General features: G+C 59.8%; 12 protein-coding genes and 1 other RNA gene. 8 read left to right on the plus strand and 5 right to left on the minus strand.

Features of this window, described 5'->3' with window-relative positions; translation table 11 throughout:
* Nucleotides 1–486: 486 nt before the first annotated feature.
* From EM858_RS01335 to EM858_RS01345, 3 genes are all read right to left on the minus strand, one after another.
* Complete coding sequence (locus EM858_RS01335) at nucleotides 487–1,512, minus strand: class I fructose-bisphosphate aldolase (RefSeq protein ID WP_003523197.1); 1,026 nt, start codon at nucleotides 1,510–1,512, stop codon at nucleotides 487–489.
* A gap of 191 nt (nucleotides 1,513–1,703) precedes the next feature.
* Nucleotides 1,704–2,906 (minus strand): phosphoglycerate kinase, encoded by a 1,203-nt coding sequence (locus EM858_RS01340; protein ID WP_080819514.1) that lies wholly within the window; start codon nucleotides 2,904–2,906, stop codon nucleotides 1,704–1,706.
* Nucleotides 2,907–2,973: 67 nt separating this feature from the next.
* Nucleotides 2,974–4,839: a potassium/proton antiporter gene (locus tag EM858_RS01345; protein ID WP_127755563.1), complete on the minus strand. Its 1,866-nt coding sequence runs from the start codon at nucleotides 4,837–4,839 to the stop codon at nucleotides 2,974–2,976.
* A gap of 402 nt (nucleotides 4,840–5,241) precedes the next feature.
* Between EM858_RS01345 and EM858_RS01355 the strand changes: the two genes are divergently transcribed.
* A complete protein-coding gene (locus EM858_RS01355) occupies nucleotides 5,242–5,511 on the plus strand; it encodes a hypothetical protein (protein WP_127755565.1) in 270 nt (89 codons plus the stop codon).
* Nucleotides 5,512–5,694: 183 nt separating this feature from the next.
* Here the strand turns inward: EM858_RS01355 and gap are convergent, their stop codons facing one another.
* Entirely contained in the window at nucleotides 5,695–6,705 is a 1,011-nt protein-coding gene (gene gap / locus EM858_RS01360) for a type I glyceraldehyde-3-phosphate dehydrogenase (RefSeq protein WP_080819511.1), read from the minus strand.
* Between the two features lie 62 nt (nucleotides 6,706–6,767).
* Entirely contained in the window at nucleotides 6,768–8,750 is a 1,983-nt protein-coding gene (gene tkt, locus EM858_RS01365; RefSeq protein ID WP_080819510.1) for a transketolase, read from the minus strand.
* A 325-nt stretch (nucleotides 8,751–9,075) separates the two neighbouring features.
* On the opposite strand from tkt, the gene EM858_RS01370 reads away from it, so the two are divergent.
* From EM858_RS01370 to EM858_RS01405, 7 genes are all read left to right on the plus strand, one after another.
* Complete coding sequence (locus EM858_RS01370; RefSeq protein ID WP_035263131.1) at nucleotides 9,076–9,348, plus strand: DUF4164 domain-containing protein; 273 nt, start codon at nucleotides 9,076–9,078, stop codon at nucleotides 9,346–9,348.
* 10 nt (nucleotides 9,349–9,358) lie between these two features.
* Nucleotides 9,359–9,736, plus strand: a complete 378-nt coding sequence (locus EM858_RS01375; RefSeq protein WP_003523207.1) for a cell division protein ZapA — start codon at nucleotides 9,359–9,361, stop codon at nucleotides 9,734–9,736.
* Between the two features lie 79 nt (nucleotides 9,737–9,815).
* A non-coding RNA gene (gene ssrS, locus EM858_RS01380) (6S RNA) lies at nucleotides 9,816–9,974 on the plus strand.
* Nucleotides 9,975–10,204: 230 nt separating this feature from the next.
* Complete coding sequence (locus EM858_RS01390; RefSeq protein ID WP_020812224.1) at nucleotides 10,205–11,467, plus strand: hemolysin family protein; 1,263 nt, start codon at nucleotides 10,205–10,207, stop codon at nucleotides 11,465–11,467.
* Complete coding sequence (locus EM858_RS01395) at nucleotides 11,467–12,084, plus strand: 5-formyltetrahydrofolate cyclo-ligase (protein WP_127755566.1); 618 nt, start codon at nucleotides 11,467–11,469, stop codon at nucleotides 12,082–12,084. Before EM858_RS01390 ends, EM858_RS01395 begins: the two co-directional genes overlap by 1 nt.
* Nucleotides 12,085–12,258: 174 nt before the next feature.
* Nucleotides 12,259–13,083, plus strand: a complete 825-nt coding sequence (locus tag EM858_RS01400; RefSeq protein ID WP_003523211.1) for a TIGR00282 family metallophosphoesterase — start codon at nucleotides 12,259–12,261, stop codon at nucleotides 13,081–13,083.
* A 113-nt stretch (nucleotides 13,084–13,196) separates the two neighbouring features.
* The gene (locus EM858_RS01405) at nucleotides 13,197–14,039 is read left to right on the plus strand and encodes an MBL fold metallo-hydrolase (RefSeq protein ID WP_127755567.1); all 843 of its coding nucleotides are present in this window, start codon (nucleotides 13,197–13,199) and stop codon (nucleotides 14,037–14,039) included.
* Nucleotides 14,040–14,066: the final 27 nt, after the last annotated feature.

Consider the following 14,066-nt stretch of genomic DNA (forward strand, 5'->3'; position numbering starts at 1 on the left):
TTCGGGATACACAGGAAAAGTGCCGAAATCAACTGTATAAATGCAGTATTGCGTGGTTTTCATCGCATGTTTATAGGTCCACATAGTGGATCATACTATAATTTATTGAAATTTATCTGTGATGTAACGAGCGCGCAGCAATTCTTGGGGCTTTTCGAGAGCCCGTCGAGATGAAAGCGCTTGTGATGCCGGGCGATCCGGATGGTCTGGCGTTATGCGCTGGATAAAGCCGGGGAGGGCATCCGCTGTCTATTGCGGCAATGACGGCCATAAAGTCGCCAGGTCGCATGACTTGAGCGGATAAGGCTGTCCATGGTGGATATGCTTCCACGCTGGTAGCGATGCACTATCAAAACGGTTGAGAATTATCAGTCAGGTAAAATGAAAGACGATTGGTCCGGGTGACGGAATATGGATGATCTTGCTTTATCAAACGCAGCAGCCGCCCGTTGGGGCGGCTGCTGTTTATCTGATTCTCTGTCAGCCTCAGGCTGCCTTTTCGAGTTCCTGCTTCCAGTTGCCCTTGGCGGCGAGGCTGTTCATCGCGGCGCGGTGCGTGAAGGCGCGCTGGCCGGCGGCGACATTTTCCTGCTTGCCGCCCCATGTCTTGAGGGCCGTATCCTGAAGCGCGCGGCCGTAGGAATAGGTCAGAGACCAGGGCAGGTCGTAGCCGGCATTCATGGCGGAGAGATGCGCCGTTGCCTCTTCGGAGGACTGGCCGCCGGAAAGGAAGGCGATGCCCGGAACGGCGGAAGGCACGGTCGCCTTCAGAACCTTCACGGTCTTTTCCGCCACTTCCTCGACGGAAGCCTTGCGGGCCTTCTTGCCGTCGATGATCATGTTCGGCTTGAGGATCATGCCCTCAAGGTTCACGCGGGCGTCGAACAGGTCCGCGAAGACGGTCTGGAGAACCCATTGCGTGACTTCCGCACAGCGGTCGATGTCATGCGTGCCCGGCTCGCCGTCCATCAGCACTTCGGGTTCCACGATCGGCACGATATCCGCCTGCTGGCAGAGGGCGGCGTAACGGGCGAGCGACTGGGAGTTTGCCTTGATCGAACCCCAGCTCGGGCGCTGCTCACCGATGGTGATGACGCCACGCCACTTGGCGAAACGGGCACCGGCCTCATGGTACTTGCGCAGACGCTCGTAAAGACCGTCGAGGCCTTCGGTGATGAATTCATGCGGGTGGAAAGCCATCGGCTTGGCGCCGATATCCACCTTGATGCCCGGCAGGCTGCCGGCCGCCTTGATGATATCCACGAAAGGCGTGCCGTCGGCGGCCTTCTGGAACAGGGTTTCTTCATAAAGGATGACGCCGGAGATGTATTTCTTCATGGCGTCGTCGGAACGGAACAGCATCTCGCGATAATCGCGGCGGGCGGTCTCGGTGGATTCCAGATTGATGCTGTCGAAACGCTTTTTGATCGTTCCCGTGGATTCGTCGGCGGCGAGGAGGCCCTTGCCGTCGGCGACCATTTTGATTGCGATGTCTTCGAGACGTTCGGTCATTTGCTATTCTCCCAAGGCACAATAAATTTCCGATAACAGAAGTTCCAGGGCAGGGAAATGGCACGCTAACTCATTGAAACGATTGAAATGATTTCAATCGTTTGAAACTTTTCCTCCCGGTGCCGCTTACCAAAAAGCAAGGCCGGACAAGCATGGCTTGTCCGGCCTTGTGTCAGGCAAGTAAGGTGAGTTTACTTGGCGGCGGTCAGGATGGCAACGCCCGGCAGTTCCTTGCCTTCCATCCATTCGAGGAAGGCGCCGCCGGCCGTCGAAACATAGGAGAAATCCTCGGAAACGCCGGCGTGGTTGAGGGCGGCAACGGTATCGCCGCCGCCGGCGACGGAGACGAGCTTGCCGGCCTTGGTGCATTCCGCCGCGTGTTTTGCGGCAGCCACGGTCGCCGCGTCGAAGGGCTCGATTTCGAAGGCGCCGAGCGGGCCGTTCCAGACCAGCGTTTCGGCGCGGGAAATCCAGGCCTTGATGCTTTCAACCGATTTTGGACCGACATCGAGAACCATGGCATCCGTGGGAATGGCGTTGATGTCGACGATTTCATTGGCGGCACCGGCCTTGAATTCGCGGGCGACGACGCCGTCCTCCGGCAGCACGATGGCGCAGCCGGATGTCGCAGCCTCGATCATGATCTGCTTTGCGGTCTCGGCGAGATCATGCTCGCAAAGCGATTTTCCGACCTGCGCGCCGCGGGCGGCGAGGAAGGTGTTGGCCATGCCGCCGCCGATGACGAGGGCGTCGACCTTTTTGACGAGGTTCATCAGCAGATCGATCTTGCTCGAAACCTTGGCGCCGCCGACGATGGCGACGACCGGACGGACTGGCTGGCCGAGGCCTTTTTCCAGGGCCTCAAGCTCGGCCTGCATGGTGCGGCCGGCATAGGCGGGCAGGTGGCGTGCAAGGCCTTCGGTGGAAGCGTGGGCGCGGTGGGCGGCGGAGAAGGCATCGTTCACATAGATATCGCCATTGGCTGCCAGAGCTTCGACGAAGGCCGGATCGTTCTTTTCTTCGCCCTTGTGGAAACGGGTGTTTTCCAGAAGCAGGATATCGCCATCGTTCAGTTTAGCGACGGCATCCGCCGCGGGTGCGCCGATGCAGTCGGTCGCGAAGGAAACGGCATGATCGAGCACTTCCTCGACGGCAGGCACGATCTGGGAAAGCGACATATCGGTCACCGGTTCGCCCTTCGGACGGCCGAAATGGGCAAGCAGAATGACTTTCGCGCCCTTGGAGGACAGTTCCAGAATGGTTGGCGCAACGCGTTCGATACGGGTTGCGTCCGTCACCTTGCCATCTGCGACCGGCACGTTGAGATCAACGCGGACGAGAACGCGCTTTCCGGCAATGTCGTTGAGGTCGTCGAGGGTCTTGAAAGCGGGCATAGGTCGATCCTGATTTGTTGCGAGTTCGGCACGGACCATACTATGCCTGATTGACGACGCAAGCGGGTCAGGCCTCATTTTCTCTCACTGTATTCGGAGCGGCGGGGGCGCATTCTTCAACTCTGGCGGGGCGCGGCTGGCGCTTCTCTGCCAGATGGTTGCGCACACGGTTGAGGATTTCCGAAAAGCTGATGAAGATCGGCAGGCTGGTAGCCGGTTCCACCGGTTCGAGGGAGATGCCCACACCGGTTATCGCCTCGTGTTCGTCCAGTGTGCGAACGATCAGCACGATGGAGCCTAGGCGCACGCGGTCGGCATAATCGGCCTTTCCGGCAAGGCGCGCTTCGATGAGTTCCGCGACGCTCATCGCCTGTTCGGCGGGCGAAAGCAGGCCGGGACCATAGGCTGCGTCCAGCTCCTTCGCCGGGCGGGCGGGGGAGATTGCGAAGGTGCCGAAGAAATCGGCGTCGTCATCGGCAACCGGCAGGGCGCTCGCAAACAGCCGGTCGATAAGGCGGGAATAGCCGGGCGCGATGAAGAGGTAGACGAGATCGTTCTCCCGCAGCCGCCCGGCATATTGATAGCGGATCGATTTGCCGTCGCGCACCACCAGCGAAGGCATGGCCCAGCGCGGAATACGCTCGCCCTGCATGATGGCGCTACCCTTGGCGACCCGGTAGGAGATCAGTTCGTGATTGGCGGTGCCGGGAAGGTCCACCTCCAGCTTGTCCACCTCGCCCATGCGCGGCGGCACGATCAGCCCGAGCCTTGTTGCCACCGGCTTGATGGTCCAGCCCTGCACGAGGAGCGACACCAGCACGATGATGAAGGCGGCGTTGAAATAGACCTGCGCATCGTCAAGTCCGCCGAGAATGGGCATGATGGCGAGCAGGATGGAAACCGCGCCGCGCAGGCCCACCCAGGCGACGAAGGAGGTTTCCTGCTGGGTATAGTTGAAGGGCATCAGGCTCAGCCAGACCGCAAGCGGGCGGGCGACGAAGATCAGGAAAAGCGCGAGCAGCACGGCCGGAATGGCGATCGCCGGAAATTGCGACGGGGTGGCCAGAAGACCGAGCATGAGGAACATGATGATCTGGGCAAGCCAGGTCAGCCCCTCATGGAAACGGCGGATGGTTTCCTTGGCGAAAATCCGGCGGTTGCCGGCGACGATGCCAGCCACATAGACCGCCAGAAAACCGCTGCCGCCAATTGTGCCGGTGAAGGAGAAGACCAGCAGCGCCAGCGCCAGCACGAAGATCGGCGCAAGCCCACGGTCGGCGGCGAACCGGTTGACGACGGTGGCGATCATGACGCCGCCGAGCAGGCCGAAAATCACGCCAAGGCCCATCTGCTCGATGAAAAGCAGCAGAAAGCCGCTATCGATGCCGGCCAGCCCCTGGCCCTTGGCGATGATTTCGACCAGGGCAATGGTGAGGAAGATCGCCATCGGATCGTTGGTGCCGGATTCGACTTCCAGCGTCGAACGCACCTGATCGCGGATATGGATGCCGCCGATGCGCAGCAGGAAGAACACGGCTGCCGCATCCGTGGAGGCGACGATGGCGCCGAGCAGCAGGCCTTCCAGCCAGGAAAGCCCGAGTAGCAGAGCCGCCGCGCCTGCAAAAAAGACGGATGTGAGGATGACGCCGACTGTAGCGAGAGCGACGGCGGGTGCCGCCGAAAGTCGGAAGGACTGGATGGATGTGCCGAAGCCGGAATCGAAGAGGATAACGGCAAGCACCAGCGAGCCGAGCATATAGGCCAGCGGATTGTTGGTGAATTCGATGCCGAGGCCATCCACACCAGCCACAAGGCCGATCATCAGGAAAAGCAGGAGGAGTGGCGCGCCGAAGCGGAAGGCGATGAGGCTGGAAAAGGCGGCGACGAGAACGAGAACGGTTGCGACCAGCAACAGAAGATAAAATGATTCCACGTCCACCGCCTCATTCAAACCGCGTTGATGGACCGCAGTCCGTGGCGCAATGAATGCTCTGCGCGTCTGCAGTCAATGCGCCACGGGTTGCGGTCTGTCAGCGCTGTTTCGGGTGGCGTTGAAAGGCGACGCAAGGCGGGGTGTATCGAATGATACGGCAGGGCCGAAGTGCATTGCGCACGACCGTTATCCCTGTGTTTCTTGTCCGTCCCAAAGTGGACCAGACAAAGGCAGGAAATGGGAATTTTTTCGGCTCGCGGGCGAAAAAATGGATGGCAAGGAGAGCGGCAGATACTCCCGCAGAAACAATTCCTTTTTCAGCGTTTCAACGTAACATAGAGACAATGCAGCTGCGTTAGTTCTTTCGTCCGAATTGCTTTTCAACATTACCGGAGCGATCGGATGAAACGGATAAATATTACTGGACTTATTATAGTATTGGCGGCGGGCGCGATTGTTTCTGGCTGCTCCAGCACGGAACAGACAGCTGAAAACATGGCCGCGCAACGCGAGCGCTGCCGGTCGTTCGGTTATCCCGAAGGCTCGCGAGAGGCTGCCGACTGCATGATGAAGCTTTCCATGCAGCAAAGTGAGTTGAGACAGCAGACTTTCGACACGATCTGGAGCAATGCCGGCTCGCGCGATCCAATCATCATCAACAACAGAAGGTGACGGTTGGGCCGGCAGGCTGGCAGTGGGCTAGTCCCCCTTGCCCCCAGCGATGTTTTCGATCCGAAGCGCCCCGCCTTGCTTCCGGATCGACGCCGACGGGTTTCCTCGTTCCCGTCGGCATTTTTTATAAATAAAAAGCCGGCAGGATTGCTCCTGCCGGCTTTTTGATTGGCGTAATTCCGCTTAGATGGTCTTCGCGAAGGCGACGGCCGTGTCCGACATGCGGTTGGAGAAGCCCCACTCGTTGTCGTACCAGGACAGGATGCGTACGAACTTGCCTTCCATGACCTTGGTCTGGTCGATCGCGAAAATCGAGGAATGGCTGTCGTGGTTGAAGTCGCGGGAAACCAGCGGCTCGTCGGTATAGCCGAGAATGCCCTTGAGCTTGCCATTGGCGGCAGACTTGATGGCTTCGTTGATTTCCTCAACCGTCGTGTCGCGCTTGGCGAGGAACTTGAAGTCGACGACCGAAACATTCGGGGTCGGAACGCGGATCGACGTGCCGTCCAGCTTGCCTTTGAGGTGCGGCAGAACGAGGCCAACGGCCTTGGCGGCGCCCGTCGAGGTCGGGATCATGGAAAGGGCTGCGGCGCGGGCGCGGTACAGATCCTTGTGCATGGTGTCCAGCGTCGGCTGGTCGCCCGTGTAGGAGTGGATCGTGGTCATGAAGCCATGGTCGATGCCAACGACGTCATCGAGAACCTTCACGACCGGCACGAGGCAGTTGGTGGTGCAGGACGCGTTGGAAATGACCAGATGGTCCTTGGTCAGCTGGTCGTCATTGACGCCGAAAACGACGGTGAGATCAGCGCCGTCAGCCGGAGCCGAAACGATGACGCGCTTTGCGCCGGCCGTCAGGTGAGCGGCAGCCTTGTCGCGGGCGGTGAAGATGCCCGTGCATTCCAGCGCGATGTCGACGCCGAGTTCCTTGTGCGGCAGCGTTGCCGGATCGCGAACGGCCGTTACCTTGATCGGCTTGCCGCCGCCAACGATGATCGTGTCGCCTTCGACCTTCACATCGGCCGGGAATTTGCCATGGATCGAATCGTAGCGCAGCAGGTGTGCGTTGGTCTCCACCGGGCCGAGGTCGTTGATGGCAACGACTTCGATATCGGTGCGGCCGGATTCGACGATGGCGCGCAGGACGTTGCGGCCGATGCGGCCGAAGCCGTTAATGGCAACTTTTACAGTCATTTACAGTCTCCCGAACAAGAATGGGCGTGGTCTTTGCTGAATGGTGAGGGCCTGGGAAGCCCTCACGCAAGTTTTGCCTCGACTGCGGCGACGACGGCTTCCGCCGTGATGCCGAAGTGCTTGAAGAGATCCTTCGCCGGGGCAGATGCTCCGAAGGAGTGCATGCCGACGAAAGCGCCATCGTTACCGATGAAATAATCCCAGCCCTGGCGGATGGCGGCTTCGACCGCTATTCTGACCGGAGCCTTGCCGATGATGGCGTTGCGATAGGTTTCCGGCTGTTCCTTGAAAAGCTCGAAGCAGGGAACGGAAACGACACGGACGGAAACGCCGTTGTCCTTCAACGTTGCGGCGGCCTTCAGCGCCACTTCGACTTCAGAACCGGATGCGAAGATCGAAACCTTGGCGTCGCTGGCGGAGACGAGTTCGTAAGCGCCGTAAGCAGACAGGTTCTTCTCTTCATATTCCTTGCGCGAGGGCGCAAGGTTCTGGCGGGTAAGGGCCAGCGCGGAAGGACGATGCTTCTGCTCGAGAGCCAGCTGCCAGCATTCCGCCGTCTCGGTTTCATCCGCCGGGCGGAAGACGAGGAGGTTCGGAATGGCGCGCAGGGCTGCGATCTGCTCCACCGGCTGGTGGGTCGGGCCGTCTTCGCCGACGCCGATGGAATCATGCGTCAGAACGTGGACGACACGGATGCCCATGAGTGCGGCAAGTCGGATCGACGGACGGCAATAATCCGAGAAGATCAGGAAGCCGCCGGCATAGGGGATGAGACCGCCATGGAGCGCGATGCCGTTCATCGCCGCCGCCATGCCGTGCTCGCGGATGCCGTAATGCAGGTAACGGCCGGAGAAATCCGTCGGCGTGATGGACTTCATCTGGCTGGTCTTGGTGTTGTTGGACGGCGTCAGGTCAGCCGAACCGCCGACCATCTCCGGCAGGACGCCGTTGATGACTTCGAGCGAATCTTCCGAGGCCTTGCGGGTGGCGACCGTCGGGTTGTTCTCGATGATCTTCTTCTTGAAGGCATCGATGGCGCTGTTGAAGTTGCCGGGCAGGTCGCCGGCGAAGCGGCGCTTGAATTCGGCTTTCTTGCCGGCTTCAGCAGCTTCAAGGCGGGCTTCCCAGTCCTGGCGGGTCTTGGTGGAGCGCAGGCCGGCAAGACGCCATGCATCCAGCACGTCTTCCGGAACGACGAAGGCTTCCGCTTCCCAGTTCAGGTGCTTGCGGGTGGCGGCGATTTCTTCGGCGCCGAGCGGGTTGCCGTGAACCTTGTGGGTGCCCTGCTTGTTGGGTGCGCCGAAGCCGATGACGGTCTTGCAGGCGATGAAGGTCGGGCGGTCGGATTTTTGCGCGGCTTCGATGGCGGCGGCAATCGCGTCCGGATCGTGGCCATCGACGCGGATGGTGTTCCAGTGAACGGCCTGGAAGCGGGCGATCTGGTCGGTGCTGTCGGAAAGGCCGACTTCGCCGTCGATGGTGATGTTGTTGTCATCCCAGAACAGAACGAGCTTGTTGAGCTTCAGGTGGCCGGCAAGCGCGATGGCTTCGTGGCTGATGCCTTCCATGAGGCAGCCGTCGCCGCACAGGACATAGGTGAAGTGGCTCTGCAGGTCGGAGCCGAATTCCTCTTCCAGCTTGCGTTCGGCGATCGCCATGCCGACGGCGTTGGCGATGCCCTGGCCGAGCGGGCCGGTGGTGGTTTCGATGCCGGTCGCATGGCCATATTCGGGGTGGCCGGCGGTCTTGGAACCGAACTGACGGAAACGCTTGATCTCGTCGATCGTCATGTCCTCGTAGCCCGTCAGATAGAGCAGCGAGTAAAGAAGCATCGAGCCATGACCTGCCGACAGCACGAAGCGGTCACGATCCGCCCAGAGCGGAGCCTTGGGATCGAATTTCAGGTAACGGGTGAAGAGAACGGTGGCGACATCGGCGGCGCCCATCGGCAGACCGGGATGGCCGGAATTGGCCTTCTCCACTGCATCCATGGCAAGAAATCGGATCGCATTTGCCATCCGGTTGTGTTTGTCGCGAGAAATCATGGCTTTTCCGTCTGTTTCCGGGTGAAAGGAGATAGTTTTACGCAACTATCCAAAAAGCGGGTTGATCCATAGCAGGTGAGGCCGGCAAGTCAATAAATCCACGGGCGTTTGCGGTTCGCTGAGGGAGAAAAAATCGTTTAGAAAATTGGGCATCCTGACAAAATCCGTGCGATGGGCGCTGCCGCCTCTTCGTTCATCCACAGAGCAAAACGTCTCAATGCACTGGTTTGATTGACGGGATGGTAAATCGGGTAATAACCTCGTGATTGTTGAAAAGGCCTGAAACCGGACGATTCGGCCGGTGGCGTGCGAGTTGGAAAAAACGATGTCGGCTGACAAGACCGTACAATCTGCGCTGACGGAGCTGAATGCTGCCATCACAAATCTCGAAAATGCCATCGATATGCGTATCGAGCGGCAAAGGGAGACGGGCGAGATCGATAATGAGGTCAAGCGTGTCCATGTCGACCGCGCAAGGCTCGCGCATGAGCTGGATCAGGCCGAGTTTCGCGCCAATCGTCTTGAAGAAGTCAATCGCGAGGTTTCCCGCCGGCTGGTGACGGCGATGGAGACGATCCGCGCGGTGCTGGATCGATAGGAGCGGGCTCATGGCGCAAGTCACAGTTATGATCGACGGCAAGGCCTATCGCATGGCATGCGAGGCGGGGCAGGAAGACCATCTTACCGATCTCGCAACGAGGTTCGACCGGTATGTCGGGCACCTCAAGAGCCAGTTCGGTGAAATCGGCGATCTTCGCCTGACCGTCATGGCGGGCATCATGGTGATGGACGAGCTTTCCGAACTCAATCGCAAGATAGAGAAGCTGGAAGGGGAGGTCGCATCCCTTTCCCGCAACCGCGACGGCATGGCCGAGCACCGGGCGAAATCGGACGAGATGGTGGCGCTTGCCATCGGCGATCTGGCCGACCGCCTGAACGGGATTACCGAAAAACTCCTGGCGCGGCCGAAGCCCGCCGCGCATTGACCGCGTGAAGGGTTCTGAGGCGGCAAAATTTCGCGCGGTGCCCTCTGGCGGTTTTCTTCGATCCGTCCTATATCTTCTATGCGTTCTGCGCTTCCCGACAGGAACCACAATCCCTGGGGCCATACTCGATCCAAAGGGAGCTGTCCCTGGCCAGTCCCGTGGGGCTGGACACACGGTGCCCACCTACTTTTGTAGGCGCCCAGGATCGTAAATCTCCATCGGTCGCCGTGGATCGCGCTTGAAGTTTCGGATCAACCCCCGGGGCTTCCCTGTACCCTTGATATATTCGACAGTCATTTTTCATAACTGCCGGACACGGCTTTTTTATATTGCCGTCATTGCAATGGCGGAACAATTCCCTATTATCCGAATTGGTATGTCTGTCATGCCCTTTAAAAAAGGGCGCTGCGGTCAAAACCGCGACGTGCCGTTCAACAGCCCAAAGAGCTAAACTTGTTTACTGAAATTATGATCGTGGTCCTGCTCACCGTATTGAACGGTGTGCTTGCCATGTCCGAGCTTGCCGTTGTCTCCTCCAGACCGGCGAGGCTCAAGGTGCTTGCCACACAAGGCAGCAAGGGCGCCACAATGGCGCTCAGCCTTTCCGAAAATCCCGGACGCTTTCTTTCCACGGTGCAGATCGGCATCACGCTGGTCGGCGTCCTTTCCGGCGCTTTTTCCGGCGCCACGCTCGGCGCGCGCTTCACGGCGTGGCTTCTGGAGCAGGGCGTTCCCGACCGTGCCGCCGATGCGCTCGGCGTCGGCTCGGTGGTCGTCGCCATCACCTATCTGTCGCTGATCGTCGGCGAACTGGTGCCCAAGCAGATTGCGCTGCGCGATCCCGAAAAGGTCGCCGCCCGCGTCGCCCCCACCATGATGCTGCTGTCCAAGGTCGGCGCGCCGCTGGTGTGGCTGCTCGACCGGTCGGGCAAGGCCGTTCTGGCGCTTTTAGGCCATAGCGGTGAATCCAACGCTTCGGTCACCGACGATGAAATCCGCACGGTTCTGGCCGAAGCTCACAGCGCCGGTGTGATCGAGACCGAGGAATCGGCGATGATCACCAGCGTCATGCGCCTCGCCGACCGCAATGCGCGCGGCCTGATGACACCGCGTCGCGATGTGGAAGTGGTCGATATCGAAGACAGCGCGGAAGAAATTCGTGAGCAGCTTCGCCAGACGCAGCGTTCGCGCCTGCCGGTGCGCAACGGCGCGTCGGATGAAATTCTCGGCGTGCTTTTCGCCAAGGACGCTTTCGATGCGCTGGCTTCCGGCAAGGAACTCAACATTCGCGAGCTTCTGCGGGAGGTTCCGGTCGTATCGGATCTGACGAGTGCGGTGGACGTCATCCAGTCGCTGCGCCGTTCCACCGTGCATATGGTGCTGGTCTATGACGAATACGGCCATTTCGAAGGTATCATCAGTTCCGGCGACGTGCTGGAAGCCATCACCGGCGCCTTCCAGGAAGATGATGACGAGGAGCCGGCCATGGTCGAGCGCGAGGACGGTTCGTTCCTCGTCGCCGGCTGGATGCCCGCCGATGAGTTCGCTTATCGCATGGGTTTCCAGATCGACGAGGATGCCGAGTTCGAAACCGTTGCCGGTCTGGTTCTGGACGAGTTCCGCCGCCTGCCGGAACTGGGCGAACATGTCACTCGCAATGGCTGGCGTTTCGAGGTCATCGATCTCGACGGCCACCGTATCGACAAGGTTCTCGTGAGCCGGGCCGCCTGATGCCCGGTGACGTTGCCGAAAAAGCAAGGCTGCGCGGCGAAAGGCTCGCCGCGCGCGATGCGCTGACACTGGCGGAGCGCCAGCAGAAGAGCCAGTCCATAACGGCCCATGGCGCCTCCAGCATCCCCTTTGCACCGGGCACCGTAATTTCCGGCTTCATGCCGATCCGCTCCGAGGCCGATACCCGGCCGCTGATGGAAGCGTTGCGGACGAGGGGCGGGCGTCTTGTCCTGCCCGTTGTGCTGGATCGTGAAACCATTGTCTTCCGCGCCTTTGAAACGGATACGCCGCTGGTGAAGACCGGCTTCGGCACGACCGGCCCGGGTGAGGATGCGGAAGTTCTCGATCCGGATATTCTGCTCGTGCCTCTCTCCGTCTTCGATGGGCAGGGACAGCGGGTCGGTTATGGCGCGGGCCATTATGACCGCGCCATTGCGCGATTGCACGCCAGGGGTCGTCAGCCCGTGCTCATCGGCGTCGCCTTCGATTGTCAGGAAGTGCTATCCGTACCGGCGGAGCCGCATGATGTGTCGCTTCACGCCATTCTGACTGAAAGCGGCCTACGCTGGTTTTCCGCCCCACTGTCGATCTCCGATAGTGGGCAAAAGGCGCTTTAGCACTTTTTAAAAGATGGATTTCCGGTTAGAGGGTCTCCACTTTTCCTTGAATGGCGAAGACCCTCTAACTCTTTGTTTCGTCGTATTTCCGGACGGAAAACCGGGTTCCACTTTTCCTGGAAATGCACTAGAGGGGACGAAATATAGAAACATGCGCAAGATCGGGGCGGGTGAATGAGGCTTCTTTTTCTCGGAGATATGGTTGGCAAGACCGGACGCACGGCTGTCTGGGAGCGGTTGCCGGGGCTGATTTCCGATCTGAAGCTGGATTTCGTCATCGTCAACGGTGAAAACGCTGCCGGCGGTTTCGGTATCACCGAGGATATCTATCTCGAGACCATCAATGCCGGCGCCGATGTGGTGACGACCGGCAACCACGTCTGGGACCAGAAGGAAGCGGTTTCCTTCTGTGAGCGCCACGACCAGTTCCTGCGGCCCGCCAATTATCCGGATGGTACGCCGGGCAAAGGCTCGGGCATTTTTTATGCCCGCAACGGCGCGCGCATACTGGTTGCCAACATCATGGGCCGGGTCTTCATGCATCCGGAACTGGACGATCCCTTCAAGTCGGCGGAAAACATTCTTGCCGCCTGCCCGCTGAAGGAACAGGCCGACGCCATTATTTTCGATTTCCACGCGGAAGCGACCAGCGAAAAACAGTGTTTCGGCCATTTCGTCGATGGGCGCGCTAGTTTCGTTGTCGGTACCCACACCCATGTTCCGACCGCCGATGCCCAGATATTAAATGGCGGAACCGCTTATATGTCGGATGCCGGCATGTGCGGCGATTATGACAGTTCGCTTGGCATGGAGAAGGAAGAGCCGATCAACCGCTTCATTTCCAAAATGCCGAAGGGCCGTTTCGAGGCAGCCAGCGGACCTGCGACGATCTGCGGTGTCGGCGTGGAGATTTCCGACCGAACCGGACTGGCGGAAAAGATTGCGCCGCTGCGCATCGGGCCGCGGCTTTCGGAAACCCTGCCGTCCTTCTGGGTTTAATCTTCCCCGAAGCGTTCACAATGACGAGAGGGTGAGCCTTCCGTTGCTCTTGTAACTGGACGCTCGCCAAAACCTGCCCCATCCTCTCAGCTTCGCAAGTTCAGGGGAGTGGCATGATGCTGCGCGTGCTAATGCTTGCAATAACGGGGCTGATCGCCTGTTCGGGAGCGGCCTTCTCCCAGACGGCGAGCCGTCCTCCCGTCAGCCAGTGCCAGGCGATCGCCAGCAACATTCCGGGCGTCATGTTCGCGAGCTTCAATCCGCCGGGTGTTCAGCTGGCGCAGGCAACGGCAAAGGAAGAGGTGAAGATCAGCTTCATCGGCCATTCCACCTATCTGATCGAAAGCCCCGGCGGTGTGACGATCGCCACCGATTATAACGGCGTCTATCGTCCGCCCGTCACGCCGACGGTGGTGACGATGAACCGGGCGCATTCGACGCATTTCACGCTCAGCCCGGACCCGGCCATTCAATATGTGCTGCATGGCTGGAGCGATACGCTGGGAGAAAAGGCCGAGCACAAGGTTCTGGTGGGCGATGTCTATATCCGCAATGTCGCAACCGACATCCGCAACCGCTGGGGCGATTACGAGTCCTTTCAGGAGAACGGCAATTCCATCTTCATCTTCGAGGTTGCCGGGCTGTGCATCGGCCATCTCGGGCATCTGCATCATGAGTTGACGGATACGCATTATGCCGAGATCGGCCGTCTGGATGTGTTGATGGTGCCGGTGGATGGCGGGCTGACCATGGGGGCAGACAGCATGAGCCGGGTGGTCAAGCGCCTGCGCTCCGCGCTGATCCTGCCGATGCACCGCACCGGCCCGCCACTGGAGCAGTTTCTGACGATGTTCGGCGAAAGTTTCCGAATTGCCTATGCGGCCGATCCGGTGATCCGGGTTTCGATGAGAAACCTTCCCCGCCAGCCGCAGATACTGGTGCCAAAAGGCATGTAAAATGGCGACGGGCGGGGAAGACCGGGG

Origin of the sequence: Agrobacterium sp. CNPSo 2736 (assembly GCF_004005385.1) — a bacterium.
Classification (GTDB): domain Bacteria; phylum Pseudomonadota; class Alphaproteobacteria; order Rhizobiales; family Rhizobiaceae; genus Agrobacterium; species Agrobacterium leguminum.

What these genes read in the sequence shown, in the direction of transcription:
- EM858_RS01335 (WP_003523197.1), bottom strand. Translation starts at nt 1,512, where the DNA reads ATGACCGAACGTCTCGAAGACATCGCAATCAAAATGGTCGCCGACGGC.
- EM858_RS01340 (WP_080819514.1), bottom strand. Translation starts at nt 2,906, where the DNA reads ATGCCCGCTTTCAAGACCCTCGACGACCTCAACGACATTGCCGGAAAG.
- EM858_RS01355 (WP_127755565.1), top strand. Translation starts at nt 5,242, where the DNA reads ATGAAACGGATAAATATTACTGGACTTATTATAGTATTGGCGGCGGGC.
- gap (WP_080819511.1), bottom strand. Translation starts at nt 6,705, where the DNA reads ATGACTGTAAAAGTTGCCATTAACGGCTTCGGCCGCATCGGCCGCAAC.
- tkt (WP_080819510.1), bottom strand. Translation starts at nt 8,750, where the DNA reads ATGATTTCTCGCGACAAACACAACCGGATGGCAAATGCGATCCGATTT.
- EM858_RS01370 (WP_035263131.1), top strand. Translation starts at nt 9,076, where the DNA reads ATGTCGGCTGACAAGACCGTACAATCTGCGCTGACGGAGCTGAATGCT.
- EM858_RS01375 (WP_003523207.1), top strand. Translation starts at nt 9,359, where the DNA reads ATGGCGCAAGTCACAGTTATGATCGACGGCAAGGCCTATCGCATGGCA.
- EM858_RS01390 (WP_020812224.1), top strand. Translation starts at nt 10,205, where the DNA reads ATGATCGTGGTCCTGCTCACCGTATTGAACGGTGTGCTTGCCATGTCC.
- EM858_RS01395 (WP_127755566.1), top strand. Translation starts at nt 11,467, where the DNA reads ATGCCCGGTGACGTTGCCGAAAAAGCAAGGCTGCGCGGCGAAAGGCTC.
- EM858_RS01400 (WP_003523211.1), top strand. Translation starts at nt 12,259, where the DNA reads ATGAGGCTTCTTTTTCTCGGAGATATGGTTGGCAAGACCGGACGCACG.
- EM858_RS01405 (WP_127755567.1), top strand. Translation starts at nt 13,197, where the DNA reads ATGATGCTGCGCGTGCTAATGCTTGCAATAACGGGGCTGATCGCCTGT.